At 69.7% G+C, this 18,107-nt stretch carries 19 protein-coding genes; 12 read left to right on the top strand and 7 right to left on the bottom strand.

The genetic code is table 11. From position 1 onward, the window contains the following. Window positions 1-41 precede the first annotated feature (41 nt). Together G361_RS0138725 and purU are read left to right on the top strand one after the other, a co-directional pair. Window positions 42-593, top strand: a complete 552-nt coding sequence (locus tag G361_RS0138725) for a GNAT family N-acetyltransferase (RefSeq protein WP_019932529.1) — start codon at window positions 42-44, stop codon at window positions 591-593. A gap of 24 nt (window positions 594-617) precedes the next feature. Further along, window positions 618-1,508, top strand: a complete 891-nt coding sequence (gene purU / locus G361_RS0138720; protein ID WP_019932528.1) for a formyltetrahydrofolate deformylase — start codon at window positions 618-620, stop codon at window positions 1,506-1,508. Between the two features lie 157 nt (window positions 1,509-1,665). Here the strand turns inward: purU and G361_RS0138715 are convergent, their stop codons facing one another. From G361_RS0138715 to G361_RS0138695, 5 genes are all read right to left on the bottom strand, one after another. Next, window positions 1,666-2,673, bottom strand: coding sequence for an alpha/beta fold hydrolase (locus G361_RS0138715; protein ID WP_052173004.1), 1,008 nt, complete (start codon window positions 2,671-2,673; stop codon window positions 1,666-1,668). A gap of 156 nt (window positions 2,674-2,829) precedes the next feature. Further along, window positions 2,830-3,123 (bottom strand): DUF2516 family protein, encoded by a 294-nt coding sequence (locus G361_RS0138710; protein ID WP_019932526.1) that lies wholly within the window; start codon window positions 3,121-3,123, stop codon window positions 2,830-2,832. A 79-nt stretch (window positions 3,124-3,202) separates the two neighbouring features. Next, window positions 3,203-3,964: a hypothetical protein gene (locus G361_RS0138705; RefSeq protein ID WP_019932525.1), complete on the bottom strand. Its 762-nt coding sequence runs from the start codon at window positions 3,962-3,964 to the stop codon at window positions 3,203-3,205. Then, entirely contained in the window at window positions 3,961-4,464 is a 504-nt protein-coding gene (locus G361_RS0138700; RefSeq protein ID WP_019932524.1) for a helix-turn-helix domain-containing protein, read from the bottom strand. The genes G361_RS0138705 and G361_RS0138700 overlap by 4 nt, the downstream gene beginning before the upstream one ends. Window positions 4,465-4,565: 101 nt before the next feature. Beyond that, on the bottom strand, window positions 4,566-5,945 hold the full coding sequence (locus G361_RS0138695; RefSeq protein WP_081635811.1) for a DUF445 family protein: 1,380 nt from the start codon (window positions 5,943-5,945) through the stop codon (window positions 4,566-4,568). A gap of 174 nt (window positions 5,946-6,119) precedes the next feature. On the opposite strand from G361_RS0138695, the gene G361_RS0138690 reads away from it, so the two are divergent. From G361_RS0138690 to G361_RS0138650, 9 genes are all read left to right on the top strand, one after another. Next, window positions 6,120-6,821 carry a TetR/AcrR family transcriptional regulator gene (locus G361_RS0138690; RefSeq protein WP_019932522.1) on the top strand — a complete coding sequence of 234 codons (702 nt, stop codon included), beginning with the start codon at window positions 6,120-6,122 and terminating at the stop codon, window positions 6,819-6,821. A 106-nt stretch (window positions 6,822-6,927) separates the two neighbouring features. Further along, window positions 6,928-8,343, top strand: coding sequence for an AarF/ABC1/UbiB kinase family protein (locus G361_RS0138685; protein ID WP_019932521.1), 1,416 nt, complete (start codon window positions 6,928-6,930; stop codon window positions 8,341-8,343). Between the two features lie 76 nt (window positions 8,344-8,419). Beyond that, window positions 8,420-9,661, top strand: a complete 1,242-nt coding sequence (locus G361_RS0138680; RefSeq protein ID WP_019932520.1) for a trans-acting enoyl reductase family protein — start codon at window positions 8,420-8,422, stop codon at window positions 9,659-9,661. 113 nt (window positions 9,662-9,774) lie between these two features. Beyond that, window positions 9,775-10,170, top strand: a complete 396-nt coding sequence (locus tag G361_RS0138675; protein ID WP_019932519.1) for a hypothetical protein — start codon at window positions 9,775-9,777, stop codon at window positions 10,168-10,170. Between the two features lie 61 nt (window positions 10,171-10,231). Continuing rightward, on the top strand, window positions 10,232-10,822 hold the full coding sequence (locus G361_RS0138670; protein WP_019932518.1) for a hypothetical protein: 591 nt from the start codon (window positions 10,232-10,234) through the stop codon (window positions 10,820-10,822). Continuing rightward, entirely contained in the window at window positions 10,819-11,544 is a 726-nt protein-coding gene (locus tag G361_RS0138665; RefSeq protein WP_019932517.1) for an ESX secretion-associated protein EspG, read from the top strand. Before G361_RS0138670 ends, G361_RS0138665 begins: the two co-directional genes overlap by 4 nt. Before the next feature lie 219 nt (window positions 11,545-11,763). Then, the gene (locus tag G361_RS0138660; RefSeq protein ID WP_026344032.1) at window positions 11,764-12,627 is read left to right on the top strand and encodes a PPK2 family polyphosphate kinase; all 864 of its coding nucleotides are present in this window, start codon (window positions 11,764-11,766) and stop codon (window positions 12,625-12,627) included. Between the two features lie 185 nt (window positions 12,628-12,812). Beyond that, on the top strand, window positions 12,813-13,595 hold the full coding sequence (locus tag G361_RS0138655; RefSeq protein ID WP_231387237.1) for a thioredoxin domain-containing protein: 783 nt from the start codon (window positions 12,813-12,815) through the stop codon (window positions 13,593-13,595). A gap of 3 nt (window positions 13,596-13,598) precedes the next feature. Next, window positions 13,599-14,174 (top strand): vitamin K epoxide reductase family protein, encoded by a 576-nt coding sequence (locus G361_RS0138650; protein WP_019932514.1) that lies wholly within the window; start codon window positions 13,599-13,601, stop codon window positions 14,172-14,174. 7 nt (window positions 14,175-14,181) lie between these two features. Here G361_RS0138650 and G361_RS0138645 read toward each other — a convergent pair whose 3' ends face one another. Then, entirely contained in the window at window positions 14,182-15,303 is a 1,122-nt protein-coding gene (locus G361_RS0138645; protein ID WP_019932513.1) for a S1C family serine protease, read from the bottom strand. 131 nt (window positions 15,304-15,434) lie between these two features. Then, on the bottom strand, window positions 15,435-16,874 hold the full coding sequence (locus G361_RS0138640; RefSeq protein ID WP_019932512.1) for a DUF1254 domain-containing protein: 1,440 nt from the start codon (window positions 16,872-16,874) through the stop codon (window positions 15,435-15,437). Window positions 16,875-17,042: 168 nt separating this feature from the next. Between G361_RS0138640 and G361_RS0138635 the strand changes: the two genes are divergently transcribed. Next, window positions 17,043-18,095, top strand: a complete 1,053-nt coding sequence (locus G361_RS0138635) for an NAD(P)-dependent alcohol dehydrogenase (protein ID WP_019932511.1) — start codon at window positions 17,043-17,045, stop codon at window positions 18,093-18,095. The last annotated feature ends 12 nt before the right edge of the window (window positions 18,096-18,107 follow it).

Genomic DNA, 18,107 nt, shown 5'->3' with positions numbered 1-18,107 from the left:
AAGCCGACGGCTGCCCCGTCCGGGCGGAAGGAGAGGTCATCGTGCTGATCCGGCGCGAGCGGGCCGACGACATCCTCTCCATCGACGCCGTGCACCGGGCCGCGTTCGCCCGCGAACATCCCGGCGACGGCGGCGGTCCGGCCGCGACGCCTGCGGGCGCGGCCGATCCGGCGGAGGTGCACCTGGTCCACCGGCTGCGCAGCGATGCCGGCTGGATGCCGACCCTGTCGCTGGTGGCGGAGCTGGCCCAGCACGTCGTCGGGCACGTCTGCCTCACCCGTGCCGGGGTGGGCCGATTCCCGGTGCTGGCGCTGGGCCCGATCGGGGTGCTGCCGCAGCGCCAGGGCGAGGGCATCGGATCGGCGCTGATGCACGCCGCGCTGGGCGCCGCCGACGCACTGGACGAACCGCTGGTGGGCCTGCTGGGCAGCCTCGACTACTACCCGCGCTTCGGCTTCCTGCCCGGCGCGCGGCTGGGCATCCTGCCCGACGAACCGGCCTGGGTCTCGCATTTCCAGGTGCGGCCGCTGACCGCGCACGAGCCGGGGATGACGGGCGAGTTCCGCTACGCCGAACCCTTCTATCGGCCGTAATCGTCATCCTGCGAGGATGGAGCGATGAGCTCCACCCCCGCCCGCCCCGACGACCGGCGTTACGTGCTGACCCTCGGCTGCCCGGATCGTCCGGGCATCATCGCCCGGATCACCTCGTTCATCGCCGAGTTCGGTGGGTCGATCGTGGAGGCCGGATATCACTCCGACCGGGAGTCCGGCTGGTTCTTCACCCGCCAGGCCATCCTCGCGCCGACGGTGCCGTTCCCGCTCGGCGAGTTGCGCACGCGGTTCGGCGCGGTGGCGGCGGGGCTGAGCCCGGAGACGGACTGGCAGGTACTGGATTCCGCGCAGCGGCGGCGGGCGGTGCTGCTGGTCAGCAAGGACGGCCACTGCCTGCACGATCTGCTGGGCCGGGCCGCCAGCGGCGAACTGCCGGCCACCATCGAGGCGGTCGTCGGCAACCATCCCGATCTGGCCGAGATGACCAGCGCGCACGGCGTGAAGTTCCACCACGTGCCCTTCCCCCGCGACCCGGCCGAGCGCGGCCCGGCCTTCGAGCAGGTCCGCGCGCTGGTCGACGCCCACGAACCGGATGCGGTGGTGCTCGCCCGGTTCATGCAGGTGCTACCCGCCGAGCTGTGCGAACACTGGGCCGGCCGGGCGATCAACATCCATCACAGCTTCCTGCCCTCGTTCGTCGGCGCGCGGCCCTACCACCAGGCCTTCGCGCGCGGGGTGAAGCTGATCGGCGCCACCTGCCACTACGTGACGCCGGAACTGGACGCGGGCCCGATCATCGAACAGGACGTCACCCGCATCGACCACGCCGACACCGCCCGCGACATGGTGCGGCAGGGCCGCGACATCGAGCGGGTGGTGCTGGCCCGGGGGCTGCGCTGGCATCTGGAGGGCCGGGTACTGGTCCACGGCCGCCGCACGGTCGTCTTCGACTGAGCCGCCGGACCGCGCCGGCGGCCGGTCACGACCCGAATTCCGTTCCGCCCCACGACGTTTCGTATCCGGGGCAGGGTCCCGCACCCTGTTCCGCGCCAGACGGGTGCGGGAACCTGCTCCGGGCACGACCCGATGCGGTTCGTACCGGCGATTCGCGTCAGGCGGTGGCCTCCGCGCTGTGGTGCGCCGCGACCAGCACCCGGGCCAGCTCGGCGTTGAACTCCGCATATGCCTCGACATTGCCGAGATGGCCGGTCCGCAACACCCGGTAGGTATCGAGAGAGCCTGTCCGCGTGAGCATTTCGACCAGTCGGCGGGAATGCACCGGCGGCGTCAGATCGTCGCGATCACCGGCGATGACGGTGGTGGGCACGGTCAGATTCTCGGCGGCCCGCCCGAGCGCGAGATCACCCAGCAGCAGTCCGAACATCCCGCGCACCGCCGCCGGGCACGACCGCACGATCGACAACGCGAAATCGGCCACGTCCCCGGTGGATGCCAGCGTCATCACCTGACGGCGGAAGACCCAGCGCACCGGCGGAATCGGCGGGAACAGCAGCTGCGCGGCCAGACCCCAGCGGCCCAGCCCGTGCGGCAACGACACCGTCCCGCGGTTGAAGACCGGCAGCACCGTGGTCTCGGCGATCAGATTCCCGGGAGCGGTATTGGTCAGCACCACCGCCGCCGCCCGCTCGGTCACCTGCCCGGGATGCCGCGCCGCCCACGCCTGGATGGTCATCCCGCCCAGGCTGTGCCCGACCAGGACCGCCCGCTGCCCCGGCCGCAGCACCGCGGCCAGTACGGCGCCGAGATCGTCGGCCAGCAGGTCCGGCGTCGGCGGGACGGGACCGAGATCGCTGCCGCCGTGCCCGCGCAGATCGTAGGCGACCACGCGATAGTCCCCGGCGAACGCGTTGATCTGGGGATTCCAGTACTCGAGGCAGCAGGTCCAGCCGTGCACCAGCACCACCACCGGACCGTCGGCGGGCCCGTAGGCGTGCACCCGCAGCCGGGTCCCGTCGGCCCCGGTCACCTCGATCGCCTCCGCCGCCACCGCGGGCGGGTTGAACGCCGCGGTCGCGTAGCGCCGCGTGCGCAGGCTCGCGCGATGTCCGCGCAACAGATCACGAACCCGATCCTGGATCGGCGAGAACACCGCCGGCATCCGAACACTCCCTTGTGCAAGAACTGTGTGTTACCTAATACAACAGTAACTTACTGACACAGTAACTTGCCGGGGCAGAGCCGACCAGAGCAAACGGCAGATCAGTGAGCCCGCACAACGCAACCGGCGGGCTCATGGGAAATACGACAAGTCCCCTTACCAGCGCGGGCCGCGCTGCACCTCGTCGACCTTGGGCCGCACATCGGCCAGATACACACCGGTGGCCACCACCGCGGCCAGGCCGAGCAGCCCGATCGCCGTCTCGGCCAGCACCAGGAACACCAGCGCCACCCCGAGGATGGTCAGCCAGATGGGCTTGGTCAGCTTGTCGACCGCGGTGAACGCGTCGGACCGCTGCCGGACGGCATGGATCAGCGCGAAGATGGTCGCCCCTACGGCGGCGAGCCAGATCAGGGTGAGAACGCCATGAGTCAGGGACACGGGATCCATGATAGGAGCCGGCGCGAAATGACAACCGCCTCCGCACAGGGAGATGCGCGGAGGCGGCTGAATCGAGCGGAGTGCGGGACTACTCGGCGACGGGCTTCCGCGGTGCGGCCTTCTTCGCCGGAGACTTCTTGGCGGCCCGCTCCGCGGCGGCCTGCACGGCGGCGGCCTCGTCGGCCACGGTCTGCTCGGCGGCAGCCTGTTCGGCGAGGGTCTCGGTCTCGGTGGTCACCTCGACCACCTCGCCGTCGACGACCGGCACGACGTCCTCGCCCCGATCGACGTCCCCGGCCTGGCCGGCCTTACTGCCGAGCAGGCCGCCGACCTGCTCGGACACCTTGCCGAGCACGCCCTCGGCGCGGTGGACGACATCGTTGTAGACGCCCTCGACCTGGTCGATGCGCTCCTCGACACCCGGGGTGGCACGCAGCCGGCCCACCGTGACCTCGCCGCGCTCGGCGAGTTCCGCGTAGACGCCGAGCAGCTGCTGGTAGTACTGATCGGCCAGCTTGCGCAGCTCGTCCGGACCGAACCGGTCGTTGAGCTCGGCGGTCAGCTTGCTGCGGGTCTCCGCCGAGCTCAGCTTGGCCGGGTTGTACTTCTCGCGCAGTTCGGCGATGTCGTCCGGCAGCCGGTGCCGCAGCGCCTCGATCTGCTCCTGGACGTCGGCCGGCAGCGTGGACAGCCGCTCGCGGGCCTCGCCGACCCGGCCGCTCACATCGGTGCCACCGGCGCGCCCGCGCACCTTGTCGACGACCTCGGTGACGACGGCGTACAGCGCGTCACCGGCGCCGACGGTGGCATACAGCGATTTGGTGACGCTGGGGGTGATGGTCTCGGTCATGGTTTTTCGTTCTCCTGGCTGATGGGGCCAGGGCTCTCGACGGCGGCGCCGCCGTCGGGGCTCCCGGAGGCGGCGCCACCGCCGGAGTTCTCCCGGCGGAACGATTCGTAGATGTCCAGCAGGACCTGCTTCTGCCGTTCGGTGATCGCGGTGTCGGTCAGCAGGGCGTCCCGGACCGGACCGTGCGACCTCTGCTCGAGGAAACCGGCCCGCATGTACAAGACCTCCGAGGACACCCGCAGACCCTTCGCGATCTGCGCGAGTACCTCGGCGGACGGATTGCGCAATCCACGCTCGATCTGGCTGAGATACGGATTGCTCACCCCCGCCAGCTGCGCGAGCTGACGCAGCGACACCTGAGCGGCCTCTCGCTGCGCCCGGATGAAGCCTCCGATGTCGTGTGCCGCGTTGGCTACGCGGCCCACCCGATCTCCGGCGATTGCGGACTGTTCCGCGGACTCCCCGGTCGTCTGGTCGGAAACCTCGGGCTCCTGTGCCATGACTCACCTTCCGGCGGTTGTGCCGCCGATTCTAGGACAGGGTGCTAGCTCTTGCAAGCACCCTAGTTAGCACCCCGTGACATGGGGTGTCGCGTGCCCGATCAGACGGCGAACACGAGATGCGAGAGGGTGTAGATGACCAATCCGGCCAGGGAGCCGACCACCGTGCCGTTGATCCGGATGAACTGCAGATCCCGCCCGGCCTGCAACTCGATCTTGCTGCTCGCCTCGTCGGCGTCCCAGCGGGCGACGGTATCGCTGATCAGGGTCGCGATCTCGGCGCCGTAGGTGACCACGAGGTAGCGCACCCCGCGTTCGACCCAGGAGTCCACCCGGTCGCGCAGCTCCGAATCGTCGGCCAGCCGATCGCCGAGTTGCTGCACGTTCTCGGTGATCTTGCGGCGCAGCGTGCTGTTCGGATCGTCGGCCGATTCCAGGATCATCCGCTTGGCCGCGCGCCAGGTCGCGCGGGCCATGCCGGTGATCTCCTCGCGGCCCATGATCTCCGCCTTGACCCGCTCCGCCTTCTTGATCATCGCCGGGTCGAACTGCAGATCGTGCGCGAATTCCTCGAGGAAGCGATTCACCGCGACCCGCACCTCGTGATCGGGCTGCGACCGGATCTTCCAGGTGAATTCCACCAATTCCCGGTAGATCCGTTCCGACAACAGCACGTTGACGAATTTCGGCGCCCAGCTCGGCGCGTCCCGCATGACGATGCGGTCGATGGTCTCCTGACTGCCCAGCGCCCATTGGTGCGCGCGCTCGGCGAGCAGGTCCAACAGGGCGGCCTGGCGGTTGTCGGCGAGCAGTTCCGCGAGCACGCGGCCGATCGGCGGACCCCATTCCGGTTCCGCGATGCGCTTGACGATGGTCTGGTCGATGATCTGCTCGACATCCTCGTCGCGCAGCGCGCCGACCACCGCGCGCAGAATCGTGGACGATTCCTGCGAAACGCGCGCGGCGTGTTGCGGATCGGCCATCCACCGGCCCAGCCGCAGCGAGATCTGCGCGGAATTCACCTTCGCCGCGACCGTTTCGGGCGAGAGGAAATTCGCGCGCACGAAATCGCCGAGCCCCTCGCCGAGTTGATCCTTCTTCTTCCGGATGATCGCGGTGTGCGGAATAGGGAGCCCGAGCGGATGCCGGAACAGCGCCGTCACCGCGAACCAGTCGGCCAGCGCGCCGACCATGCCGGCCTCGGAGGCCGCCCGCACATAGCCCACCCAGGCTCCGGCGCCGTGCGCGCTCAGCCAGCTGCACAGCAGATAGACCACGGTCGCCGCGACCAGGAAGCCGGTCGCGACGGTCTTCATCCGACGCAGATCGCGGCGCTTGCCGGCCTCGTCGAGCAGCCCGGCGAAGGAATCCGGTGGCGGGGACGGTCGGCGCGGCGGCCCCCCGGCCGCGGCGCGTGGCGGCGGCCCGGCGACAGCGCCGGGCTCCACCAGGACGGGGCTGCTACCGGCTGAGTGCTCCATGATTCCATTCTGATAGGTCGCGCGGGCGGCCCGCCGGATGGACACCGGAGCGGACCACCGGACGGGAAGGCGAACGGCGGCGAGGCCGAGGACTTAAGCTGGGTATGCCCCAGATGCCCTCGAGCCTCCCATCGACGATAGGAGCCCGTCCTGTCCACCGAAGAACTCGTCGACGTGACGCGCACCCCGCCGGCGCGCGGCGGCCGGGTGGACGGCCGCAAGCGGCGCTGGCACCAGCACAAGATCGACCGCCGCGAGGAACTGGTCGACGGCACCCTGTCGGCGATCCGCAAGCGCGGCGGCGACCTCGGCATGGACGAGATCGCCGCCGAGATCGGCGTCTCCAAAACGGTCCTCTATCGGTACTTCTCCGATAAGAACGATCTCACCCGCGCGACCATGGAGCGGTTCATCGAGACCACCCTGATGCCGCGGATCTACGAGGCGATCAGCGACGACCAGGAGGAGTACGAACTGGTCCGCAACACCCTGGCCGCCTATGTGCACACCGTGGACGCCGATCCGGACGTGTACCGCTTCATCATGGGCAACACCTCCAGCACCGACAAGACCACGCTGGCCGATTTCGAGCGGCTGTTCGCCGATGTGGTGGCGGCGGTCCTGCAGGACAAGGCGTTCGATCGCGGCGTCTCCACCGAGGGCGTCATGCTGTGGGCGCACGTGCTGGTCGGCGGCGTCCAGCTGGCGGTGGACTGGTGGATCACCAACCGCACCATGTCCAAGGACGCGATGCTCGACCACCTCACCATGATGGCGTGGAGCGCCATCGAGGGGATGGTCCGCGCGGGCGGTTCACCCGAGCGGTTCAACGCGGTCCCGCACCACCTGCCCGGCCCCGACGAGCAGCTGCCCTGACTGTTCACCCGACCGTATCCCGCAGCTGTCCGCGAAGCGCCGATCTCGTTACCCTGATGGTCGGTGAATCTGCCGGATTCCGGCCCAGGACGCGGGGAGACCGACGGTGAAGGACGCAGGGAAGCGGGCCGCCGACGCGGTTCCCACGTCCCGTTTGGCGCGCGGTACGAAACTCGGAGCGGTGGTCGCGGGCAACGTGATTCGTGCCCAGCGTGCCCGGCGGTCGATGCGCGGCCGGTCCGAGGAGGTGCGGGCCCGCATGGCCGAGGAGTCGATGCTGCGCTCCACCGAGCAGATGGTCCTGGTCCTCGGCACCATGAAGGGTGTCGCGATGAAGCTCGGGCAGATGCTGTCCGTGCTGGATCTGGATCTGGTGCCGCCGGAGCATCGCGAACGCTTCCAGCGCCGGCTGGCGGTGCTGCGCGACAGCGCCCCCGAGGTGTCCTTCGACACCATGCGCGCGGTGATCGAGGAGGATGCCGGCCGGCCGCTGACCGAACTGTTCGCCGAATTCGAACCGGAACCGGTCGCCGCCGCCTCGATCGGCCAGGTCTACCGGGCCCGGCTGCACGACGGCCGCGAGGTCGCGGTCAAGGTGCAGTACCCCGGGATCGATCGCGCGGTCCGCGCGGATCTGCGGAACCTGACCATGTTCCGGCGGGTGCTGCAGACGGCGATGCCGTGGATCACCCCGGCGGTACTGGACGAGTTGCGGCTGAATCTGGAGAGCGAACTCGACTACGTCGCCGAGGCGCGCACCCAGGCCGCCATCGCCGAGCTCTACACCGGCCACCCGTTCATCGTGGTACCCCGCGCGCTGCCCGAACTGTCCAGCGCCCACGTGCTGGTCAGCGAGTATTTCCCCGGTCGCGATTTCGGGCAGATCCAGCAGCTGCCCGCCGCCGAGCGCGACCGGGTCGGCGAGATCGTCTACCGGTTCTACGTCGGCTCGCTGTTCACCTTCTTCGAATTCTGCGGCGACCCGCATCCGGGCAATCTGCTGCTCGGCGAGGACGGCCGGGTCGCCTTCCTGGACTTCGGGCTGTTCAACCGGATGAATCCGCGCGATGTCGGATTCGAGGCCGAGGGCATCCGGGCCGCCGCCGAGGACCGCGCCGAGGATCTGCGGCAGTTGCTGATCGAGCGCGGCGTCATCGAGACCCCGGCGGAGGTCACCGCCGAACAGGCCCTGGAATATGTGCTGTCGGCGTCGGAATGGGTGGCGATCGACGAGGAGCTCACCATCACCCCGGAGCTCGCCAGCGGCGCCTTCCTGCTCGCGGTGGATCCGCGGGTCGGCGAGTACTCGGGGATGCGGTTGCAGAATCTGCCCGCCGAACATCTGTTCTCGCGGCGGGCCGACTTCCTCACCTTCGGGGTGCTCGGCCAGCTCGGCGCCACCGCCAACTGGCATCGCATCGCGCGGGAGTGGCTCTACGGCGATCCGCCGGTCACCGAGCTGGGCAAGGCCCACTGCGCCTGGCTGGAGCGGCGAGGCGGAGGGCCCGGCCCGTCCCGATAGCCGATACGGTAGGTACCGGACAACGACGGCTCGGATCTCGATCGCGGGCCGCATCTGGCGACCGGATGGGAAATTCATGACAGACCGGGAATTCGACCTCGTGCTGTTCGGCGCGACGGGTTTCGTGGGCGCGCTGACCGCCGCATATCTGGCCGGGGCGGCGCCGGCGGGCGCGCGGATCGCGCTGGCCGGCCGGTCGCCGGACAAGCTGGCCCGGGTGCGAGCCGAACTGGGCGGCGTCGCCGCGGAATGGCCGCTGCTGCAAGCGGATTCGACGGATCAGCGCAGCCTCGACGATCTGGCCGCGCGCACCCGCGTGGTGGTCAGCACGGTCGGGCCGTACCTCCGTTACGGGCTGCCGCTGGTGCGGGCCTGCGCACAGGCCGGCACCCACTACGCCGATCTCACCGGCGAGCCGCTGTTCGTCCGCGACTGTATCGATCAGGCGCAGGAAACGGCCGTGGCAACCGGCGCGCGAATCGTGAATTCCTGTGGCTACGACTCGATTCCGTCGGATCTGAGCGTGTATCAGCTGTACCGCCGCACAGTCGCCGACAACACCGGCGAACTCACCGACACCACCCTGGTGGCGTGGCTGAAGGGCGGAATGAGCGGCGGCACCATCGATTCCGCGCGCGCCATGATGGAGGCGGTCGCCGCGGATCCGGGCAAGGCCCGGGTGCTGTCGCATCCGTATTCACTGTCCCCCGACCCGGCGCTGGATCCGGAGGTGGGCCGGCAGACCGATCAAGCGCTGCAACGGGCCTCGGCGATCGACGGCAGTCTCGACGGCTGGGTGTCGACCTTCGTGATGGCCGCGCACAACACCAAGATCGTGCGCCGCAGCAACGGGCTGCTGGGCTGGGTGTACGGCAAGAACTTCCGCTACCGCGAGGTGATGAGCGCGGGCCGATCGCGGACCGCGCCGCTGGTCGCCGCCGGGATGGCCGGCGGCATCGTGGCCGCCACCGCCGCCGGCGCCGTGCTGTCGCGGGTGTCGGCCGGACGGCGGCTGCTGGACCGGGTCCTGCCCGCACCCGGCACCGGTCCGAGCGAGAAGGCCCGCCGCACCGGCTGGTTCACCATGAAGACGTTCGCGCACACCACTTCCGGCGCCAAGTACGTGGCCACCTTCGCGGGCACCGGCGATCCCGGATATCAGGCGACATCCGTCCTGCTCGGCGAGTCCGGACTGTGCCTGGCCTACGACGCGCTGCCGCCGCAGACCGGCATCCTGACCCCGGCGGCGGCGATGGGCGACGCGCTCACCGAACGACTGCGCGCGGCCGGGATGACCATCGGGGTGGAACGGGCCTGAAATACCCGGTCCGCCGGGCACTTCGGGGCCGATCGGGAACCCCGGGGGTTCCCGAGACCGGCTGCGCTGCGGTAGGGTGCCGGACCATCGGCGGTCGGGAAGGGGACCACACGGTGGCAATTCCGGAGATCGGGCAGCGAGCGGCACGCGAACTGTATTCCGCGGCATTGGAATCCAACGGCGAGGCGATCCTCGAGATCGCCCCGGACGTGGCGCGGGACCTGGCCTCGGCCTGTTCCCGCCTGGTCGACGATCTGCAGGCCGCCCGCCTCGACGGCCGGACCGACACCTTCGGCCCGGGCTTCGGCGCGCTACCCTCCGGCCGCGCGCTGGCCCGCGGTTTCTCCGGCAAGGCAAGCGAATTCACCGACACCGTGACCGCGTTCCAGCAGGCCGCACTGTTGCTCGAGGCCGCATTCCTGGCCGCGGGCAAGCAGTTCGCGGAGGCCGAGGCGGCGAACCACGCCGCATTGCGCCTGGTGGCCGGCGACGACGAGGCACGCCGCTGACCACCGCCGACCGGCGGCGCGGATCACCGACGAAACCCACCGGCAGACAAGGACATCGGCGATGCGTCCGGACGGACCAGCGGAGAACACGGACACACCGTACGTCCCCGACCGAGAGATATTCGGCGGCTACAGCCACCGCGAGATCTGGGAACTCGTGCACGAGCGACTCGATCCCGGTGCGATCGGCCAGGTGGCCGAGGTCTGGCAGCGCCGCGGCGAACTGATCGACGAGGCGTTCCACACCTTCGCGGCCGCCACCGACGCCGGACTGGCGCGCTGGTCCGGCCGCACCCGCCAAGCCGCCCTGGAGGCCACCCGTCAGCTGCTGAGCCACGGCCTGGCCGCGGCCGACGCCTGCGCCGCGCTGCACCGCCTGCTGGCCGCCGATTCCGAAGCGGCACAGACGATCCGGGACGCGATCGCCCCACCGCCGCCACCCTATCTGCCGCTGGCGGATCCGGCCGCCGAGGCCGTGCACGGCGCCCGCCGCCGCGCCGAATACGACCTGCGGAACGCCACCACGCTGGCCGACGTACGCGACGTCATGACCTACCGGTACAACCCGACGCTGCCCGCGTCCGGCGACGGCGTGCCCCGCTTCGCGCCACTGCCCCCGGACTCCGGCCCCGGCGAAGGGCCGCAACGGTGAGATGGACGCTGACTCCGGACGAATTCACCCACGTCTGGGCCTCGGAGACCGGGCGGGATCGCCGGCCGTACCCCGTGAACATGATCCCCGCCGCCACCGTGCGCACCGAATCCGAGTATGCCGCACTGGGTCTGCGCTCCCGATACGCTCGCAACACCGATGCGGACCTGACCGCCGCGCTCATGCTGTGCGCCCGCGCCGACGCCACCACGATCACCGTCACCGGTGAGCGCTCCGACGATCCGGAACGGATCCTGGCCTTCGCCGCCGTGGTGCACAACCACGCCGGAATCCTGGTGGCCCGCACCGATACCGTCTCCGTCTCGGTCTGCCACGCCCGCGCGGTGGGCGAACGCCTGGTGTCGGTGATCGGCTCGGCGCCGGCCGGGGTGCAGGGCCCGCTGCGGGAACCGCAGGACGCCGTGCTCGGCTCCGACGGCCTCGCCCCCGACGGCAGTCCCGACCAGGGCACCGCCGCGCACTTCCGCCGTAAGCTGCGGGCCCCGGTCGACGCGCGCGGATTCCTCACCGTCACCATCGCTCCCGACGATCCGATGTCGCCGCCGACCCGGCATCGCACCTGGCTCGATTTCACCGGCGACGGCCGCTATCTGCTGACCACCGCCGCCGATCTCACGCTGACCCCGGTCTCCGATCTCGACTTCGCCGAACAGTTGCTGCGCCTGTCCGGCATCGAATCCGCCTCCCAGCCCTATCTCTGAGCCGGCCGCCCGAAACCCCTACGGCCGCCGGGACGGGCCGATATAGTTGCTGTTGCTTCGCCTCCCAGCTCAGTGGGAGACTCGCCCCCGGCCCCGAATCCCCTTCGGGCCGGGGGCGTCCTGCGTTCCGGCCCGGTCGATTGATATCCGCACCCCCGGTCGATACCGATCCGTCACGTGCATGTTCCGATATCGCCTTCTTCCGTTCATACTGCCCCCATGGCAAAAACTAACTGGTCAGTTCCGGTGACCGAGGCGCTGCGGGCCGCGGGCGTGCCGGTCGCCGAGTTCGACACCAGCGCCACCCCGGGTTTCCGCCCCGACAAGAAGCTGGGTGCGAAGAAGTCCGCGGAGTTGCTGATCGACCAGCGCCGCCCGGTGCTGGCCGATCTGCAGGAGAAGTTGTACGCCAACGGCCGCAGCGGTGATCCGCGCAGCGTGCTGCTGGTGTTGCAGGGGATGGACACCTCCGGCAAGGGCGGTATCGTCCGGCACGTGATCGGTTCGGTCGATCCGCAGGGCGTCGATCACGCCGCCTTCGGCGTACCCACCGCCGAGGAGCGCCGCCACCACTACCTCTGGCGAGTTCGCCGGCAGTTGCCCCGGCCCGGACAGCTCGGCGTGTTCGATCGCTCGCACTACGAGGATGTGCTGGTCGTCCGGGTGCACGACCTGGTGCCGCCGGATATGTGGCGCAAGCGCTTCGCCGAGATCAACGCCTTCGAGCGCAAGGCCGCCGAGAGCGGCACCACGATCGTGAAGGTCGCACTGCTGATCTCGCTCGAGGAACAGCGCAGGCGGCTCGAACAGCGGCTGGACCGGCCCGAGAAGCACTGGAAGTTCAGCCCGAGCGATATCGACGAACGCGCCCACGTGGCCGCCTATCAGGAGGCGTACCAGGAGGTCTTCGATCTCACCGATACCGAGTACGCGCCCTGGTACGCGATACCGGCCGACAGCAAGTGGTACGCCCGGCTGGCGGTCACCGAACTGCTCATCGACGCCCTGCAGACGCTGAAGCTCGACTGGCCCGCCGCCCACTTCGACGTCGAGGAGCAGCGCAAGCGCCTGCGCAAGAGCTGATTCGGGCCCCGCCGGATCCGCTGCGGCGCGGGCCGCCACACTCACCCGTCTCCGGGTCTGTTCTGCGTGTTCTCTCAGGTTGGGCAACCATGATGTGCCCGGGGCGCGTCCGCGACCAACCGATGCCGAGCCCGTAGGATCGGCCCGGGCGCTACCCAGTGGTCCGGTGAGCACAGGAAGGCGTGGTGAACGCAACGGTGAGCAACAATCCGCGTGGGAAGAACTCGCTGGCGGCAGTGCGGGGGCCCAACCGTTCACGCACCATCGCCGTCCAGGTGGCGGTCGCGGTCGTGCTGATCGCGCTCATCGCCGGTATCGGCATCGGCATCGCGATGCACAAGTCGAAGAGCAACGACGCCGGTCCCACCCCCGCGGTCACCGCCCCGCAGTCCGCCGGCGGCATCGGCGGCGCGATCACCGACAACGGCTCCATCCGGATCGGCAAGCCCGGCGCCAAGGTCACCGTGCGCGTGGTCGCCGATCTGCAGTGCCCGGCGTGCAAGGCGTTCGAGGCGGCCAACGGTCAGGTGATCGAGGACGAGGTGAACAACGGCACCGCGGCCGTCGAGTACAACATCATCGCCTTCCTCGACAAGATGTCCTCCGGCACCCGGTACTCCTCGCGCGCGGCCAGTACCGCCTACTGCCTGGCCGACGCCGATCCCTCGAAGTTCCTGCCCTGGCTGATCACGATGTACCAGAAGCAGCCGCCGGAGAACGGCACCGGCCTCACCGACGAAACCCTGGTCCAGATCGCGCAGGACGCCGGCTACACCGATCCGGCCACCGCGCAGTGCATCACCGACCACAAGTTCGACGCCTACGTACAGAAGATCACCAAGGACGTACTGAACAGCGGCATCCAGGCCACGCCCACGGTCTTCGTGAACGACAAGCAGATCGGCACCTCGGCCGAGTTGATGCAGAACGGCGGCCTGCGGGCCACCATCGAAGCGGCGGCCAAGTAAGCGATGGCCGGCACTGTCGCCGCACCCACGCGATCCGCGTGGATTCTGCTGATCGGCTCGTTACTGGGCTGGATCGCCGCCGTCACCCTGACGTACGAGCGATTCAAACTGTTCATGGATCCGAGCTACAAGCCGTCGTGCAGTATCAATCCGATCCTGTCCTGCGGTTCGGTGATGGCCACCCATCAGGCCGCGGCCTTCGGCTTCCCGAACCCGCTGATCGGCGTGGTGGGATTCTCGGTGGCGGTCACCCTCGCGGTACTCGCGGTCGCCGGACTGGGCCTGCCGAGCTGGATCTGGGGCGGGCTGTGGATCGGCCTGGCGCTCGGCGTCGGCTTCATCTGCTGGCTCATCTTCCAGAGCCTCTACCGCATCAACGCGCTGTGCCCGTACTGCATGGTGGTCTGGGTGGTGACCCCGGCGCTGCTCGCGGTGGTCACGGACCAGCTCTGGGGTGATGCCCGGGGCCCGCTGCGGATCATCGCCGAATGGCGCTGGACGGTCGTGGTGGTGTTCTACGCCGTGGTGCTGCTGCTGGTGTTCCTGCGCTTCCAGGACTACTGGACCTCGTTGTTCTGATCCCGGCTCAGCTGGGCGGGCCCGCGGCCAGCACGACGGCCACCGTCCGGCGGGCGCCGGTGGGCCCGGTCAGATCCAGATGCACGGTATCGGCCGGTCGGCACATGTTCAGCGCCGCCCGCAGCGCCTGCACCGAACCCACCACCCGGCCGTCGATCCCGGTGATCACCTCGCCCTCGGACACCCCGGCGGCGAAGGCCGGCTGCCCGTACAGGCTGACGTCGACGCGGGCCCCGGCCGGACTGTCCGAGGTGACCACGCCCAGCGTCGCGGTCGGGCCGACGTGGACCGCGTCGGTGGGCGTGCCCGACCGGATCTGCCGCACCACGTTCATGGCCGTATCGATCGGCACCGCGTAGCCGCTACCCCGGCCGGAGACCCGGGACAGTTCCCCGGAGGCCGCGGTCACCACCCCCACCACCGCGCCGTAGCGGTCGACCAGCGCGCCGCCGGACTGCCCGGCCATCACCGGCGCCGCCACCTCGATCAGGCCGGTCAGCGCCTTGCGGGACATATCGGTGGCGTTGCGCGCCACGATCGAGGAGTCCAGCGCGGTGACCGAACCCGGGAACGCGGTCGGGCTCCCGGTGCCGCCCGCGTTGCCGATCGCCACCAGTTCGTCACCGAGCCGCAGCACCCCGGAACTGCCGATCCGGGCCACCGGCAGCCCGTGCGCGCCGGTCAGCGACAGCAGCGCGATATCGGCGTCGGAGTCGTAGCCGATCACGGTGGCCGGGAACTCGGTGCCGGTACCCAGATCGCCGACGGTGATGCTGTCGGCGCCCTTGACCACGTGATGGCTGGTCAGGACCTGCCCGTCGTCGGTGAGCACGATGCCGGTCCCCGCCGCGGCGACCCCGCTGGGCCGCAGTTGCACATCGACGTTCACCAGTTCCGGTTCGACGGTGTGCGCGACGGCGGTGGCGTCCATCGGCGGCAACGGCGGCCCGTACAGCGCGGCGGAGGCGCCCCGGGACTGACCGGCCCAGCTCGGAAACTCTCCGCGATAACCGAGAAATGCGGCCAGCGCCAGCACCACGACCAGCAGCGCGGCGGCGGTCCGGGCCGTGCGGCCCACCCGCTCGGATTCACCGGTGAACCGTCGCTCGTCGTACCGTGGCTGGTACATGGCCACTCCCGCGGGTCTGCGCCGGTCGGGCTCGGCGAATGGATGTACCTTCCAACGTGCCCCGAGTCCGGCCGTTCGCGCAATACTGTTTACTGCTGTGTTACGCCGATTTGCCGCACGACCGGCGGCGGTCAGTTCACCGGCGTGAGCGCGGGCGGTTGCCAGCTTCCGTCCAGCGCTGCGGATTTCGGCGCGTACAGGCGCATGCTGAGCGAGAAGGTACCGGCCGCCGGGATCGGCAGCCAGTGCCCCGGCGCGACGTCCGGACCCGGATCCTCGTGCTGCACCGCGATGGTCACCCGCCCGTCCGGGCCGGGTGCGACCGGAATCAGATGGCCGACGGCATAGATCCCGGCCGGATTGTTCACCAGATAGTTGTCGGATCCGTAGGCGGTGACCGACCAGAACGCATCCACCGGCGGCAACTGGTCCCGGTCGAACCGGATCCGGTAGCGCCGCGGGGTGCCGTTGGCGTCGGCGACGCCGAATGTGCTGGGGTACACCGCATCCTCGGCCAGGTTGGCGCCGAGGCCGACCTTCGCGGTATGGGCCCGCAGGTCGTAATCGGTGCCGTAGCTGCCCACATCGGTGGCGAAGATCCAGCCGTTCTCGTTCTTGCCCTTCGGATCGTGGAACTCCTGCAACCGTTTCTGCGCCGCCGCGACGCCCTGATCGAGAGCGTCGACCGGCTGACCCGCGACCGTGCCGCCCGGGCGGACGCCGATCGCGGCGAACCGCTTCATCACGACATCGTCCGCTGCCGCAGGCGGATTCGCGGCGAGCACCGTGCACATCCGATCGAAGAAGGTGCGACTGTTCATACCCGCCACCACCTTCGGCGGCGGTGTACCGGCGGCCATGAGGGCGCCGGTGGCGGGCACGACCCGGCCCGCGGTCCAGGCGCTCGCGGGCGCCAGCACGATCCGATCCTGCAGGGCGTGCACGGCGTCGAGATCGTCCGGGCCGTTCACCTGGGTGCGGCCGATCAGCCAAGCGGTGGCCGTGGGCATGTCCAGCCGAGTCACGTCGGCCGGCAGCACACCCGACCAGCCGGGCCCGACGATGGCATAGGTGAACGACGATTGTCCTTGCCGCACTTGCGGTTTCAGGTTGCTCGGATTGTGCACGGTATTGGTCCAGGCATCCATCAGCTGCATCAGCCAGTACCGGTCCGGGCCCATGTCCGGCACCTGCAACATCATCGGCTCCGGCCGGAGATCCAGCCACGCGCTGGTGTAGAGGGTGTCCAGGTTCATCCGCACCACCGCGTGATCGGCGGCGGTCGGCAGGGTACGGGCGTGGAAGAGGGCGTTCGGGGTGCCGCTCTGCTCGCGGGTGACATCCATCAGCACCAGCGGATAGCCGAAGATATAGGCGTCGGCCGCGACGGACACCGGATCGGCGGCGGTGGGGGCGCCGGTCGCGGCGGCGGAACTGTTGCCGGTCATGAGGGGTGCGTTCTTCTTCTCGGCATCCCCGCAGGCGGCGAGTCCCGCACCTGCCGCCAGGACCGCGCCGACGCCGAACAACGAACGGCGCGACAGCGCCGAGCCGAAACCACTGTGCTGCATGCCTGCTCCTCCCGGATCCCGGCCCCGCGGCCGCCACCGTACAGCTAACCGGAAACCGGGGGCCCGATCCGGCACCGACGCAGCGCGGCGACCGGCAACATCACCGGCCCCGATTCGTGGCCGTTGTGGCACTTGCGTCCGAATTCCCGCGGCGGTAGGCATGGTGCCATGAGTACTGCTGCCGCGTACGCCGTCGGCTCATCCGACGGTCGCTTCGAGAAGACGACGATCCAGCGCCGGGACCTGCTCCCGCACGATGTACTCATCGATATCCGGTACTCCGGCGTCTGTCACTCCGATATCCACACCGCGCGCAACGAATGGCACGGCACCCGCTACCCCTGTGTACCCGGCCACGAGATCGCCGGCATCGTCGCCGCGGTCGGCTCGGCGGTCACCCGGCACCAGGTGGGCGACCGGGTCGGCGTCGGCGTCATGGTCGACTCCTGCGGCCGCTGCGAATTCTGCCTCGCCGGCGAGGAACAGTACTGCGCCAACGGCAACACCATGACCTACAACGGCGCCGTCCCCGAGGAACTGCAGGCCGGCGGCCACACCCTCGGCGGCTACTCCTCCCAGGTGGTGGTGACCGAGAACTTCGTGGTCACGATCCCGGACAAGCTCGGCCTGGACGTGGCCGCACCCCTGCTGTGCGCCGGCATCACCCTGTATTCGCCACTGCGGCACTGGAATGCCGGTCCCGGCACGCGGGTCGCCGTGGTCGGTATGGGCGGCCTCGGCCACGTCGGCGTGAAACTCGCGGCGGCGATGGGCGCCGAGGTCACCGTGCTCAGCCAATCGCTGCGCAAACAGGAGGACGGCCGCCGCTTCGGCGCGCAGCACTACTACGCGACCAGCGAGCGGCGGACCTTCAGGGACCTGCGCAACCACTTCGACCTGATCCTGAACACGGTCGCCGCCGACCTGCCGATCAACAACTACATGCGCCTGCTGAAGACCGACGGCACCCTGGTCGTGCTCGGCCTGCCCGACAGCGACCTCACGGTTCAGCCGTTCACCCTCTCCAACAATCGCCGCTCCCTGGCCGGATCCACGATCGGCAGCATCGCGGAAACCCAGGAGATGCTGAACTTCTGCGCCGAACACGGCATCGGCGCCGAAATCGAGACCATCTCCGCCGACCGCATCGACGAGGCCTACGACCGGGTGGTCGCCAGCGACGTCCGCTACCGCTTCGTCATCGACGCGGCCACTTTCTGACCTCCACGCCGG

Source organism: Nocardia sp. BMG111209, assembly GCF_000381925.1.
Classification (GTDB): Bacteria; Actinomycetota; Actinomycetes; order Mycobacteriales; family Mycobacteriaceae; genus Nocardia.
The sequence above is the reverse complement of the archived record's forward strand: the minus strand, read 5'-3'. Positions and strand labels throughout refer to the sequence as shown.

What these genes read in the sequence shown, in the direction of transcription:
- G361_RS0138645 (WP_019932513.1), bottom strand. Translation starts at nt 15,303, where the DNA reads ATGTACCAGCCACGGTACGACGAGCGACGGTTCACCGGTGAATCCGAG.
- purU (WP_019932528.1), top strand. Translation starts at nt 618, where the DNA reads ATGAGCTCCACCCCCGCCCGCCCCGACGACCGGCGTTACGTGCTGACC.
- G361_RS0138680 (WP_019932520.1), top strand. Translation starts at nt 8,420, where the DNA reads ATGACAGACCGGGAATTCGACCTCGTGCTGTTCGGCGCGACGGGTTTC.
- G361_RS0138705 (WP_019932525.1), bottom strand. Translation starts at nt 3,964, where the DNA reads ATGACCGAGACCATCACCCCCAGCGTCACCAAATCGCTGTATGCCACC.
- G361_RS0138660 (WP_026344032.1), top strand. Translation starts at nt 11,764, where the DNA reads ATGGCAAAAACTAACTGGTCAGTTCCGGTGACCGAGGCGCTGCGGGCC.
- G361_RS0138635 (WP_019932511.1), top strand. Translation starts at nt 17,043, where the DNA reads ATGAGTACTGCTGCCGCGTACGCCGTCGGCTCATCCGACGGTCGCTTC.
- G361_RS0138700 (WP_019932524.1), bottom strand. Translation starts at nt 4,464, where the DNA reads ATGGCACAGGAGCCCGAGGTTTCCGACCAGACGACCGGGGAGTCCGCG.
- G361_RS0138710 (WP_019932526.1), bottom strand. Translation starts at nt 3,123, where the DNA reads ATGGATCCCGTGTCCCTGACTCATGGCGTTCTCACCCTGATCTGGCTC.
- G361_RS0138695 (WP_081635811.1), bottom strand. Translation starts at nt 5,945, where the DNA reads ATGGAGCACTCAGCCGGTAGCAGCCCCGTCCTGGTGGAGCCCGGCGCT.
- G361_RS0138670 (WP_019932518.1), top strand. Translation starts at nt 10,232, where the DNA reads ATGCGTCCGGACGGACCAGCGGAGAACACGGACACACCGTACGTCCCC.
- G361_RS0138715 (WP_052173004.1), bottom strand. Translation starts at nt 2,673, where the DNA reads ATGCCGGCGGTGTTCTCGCCGATCCAGGATCGGGTTCGTGATCTGTTG.
- G361_RS0138650 (WP_019932514.1), top strand. Translation starts at nt 13,599, where the DNA reads ATGGCCGGCACTGTCGCCGCACCCACGCGATCCGCGTGGATTCTGCTG.
- G361_RS0138640 (WP_019932512.1), bottom strand. Translation starts at nt 16,874, where the DNA reads ATGCAGCACAGTGGTTTCGGCTCGGCGCTGTCGCGCCGTTCGTTGTTC.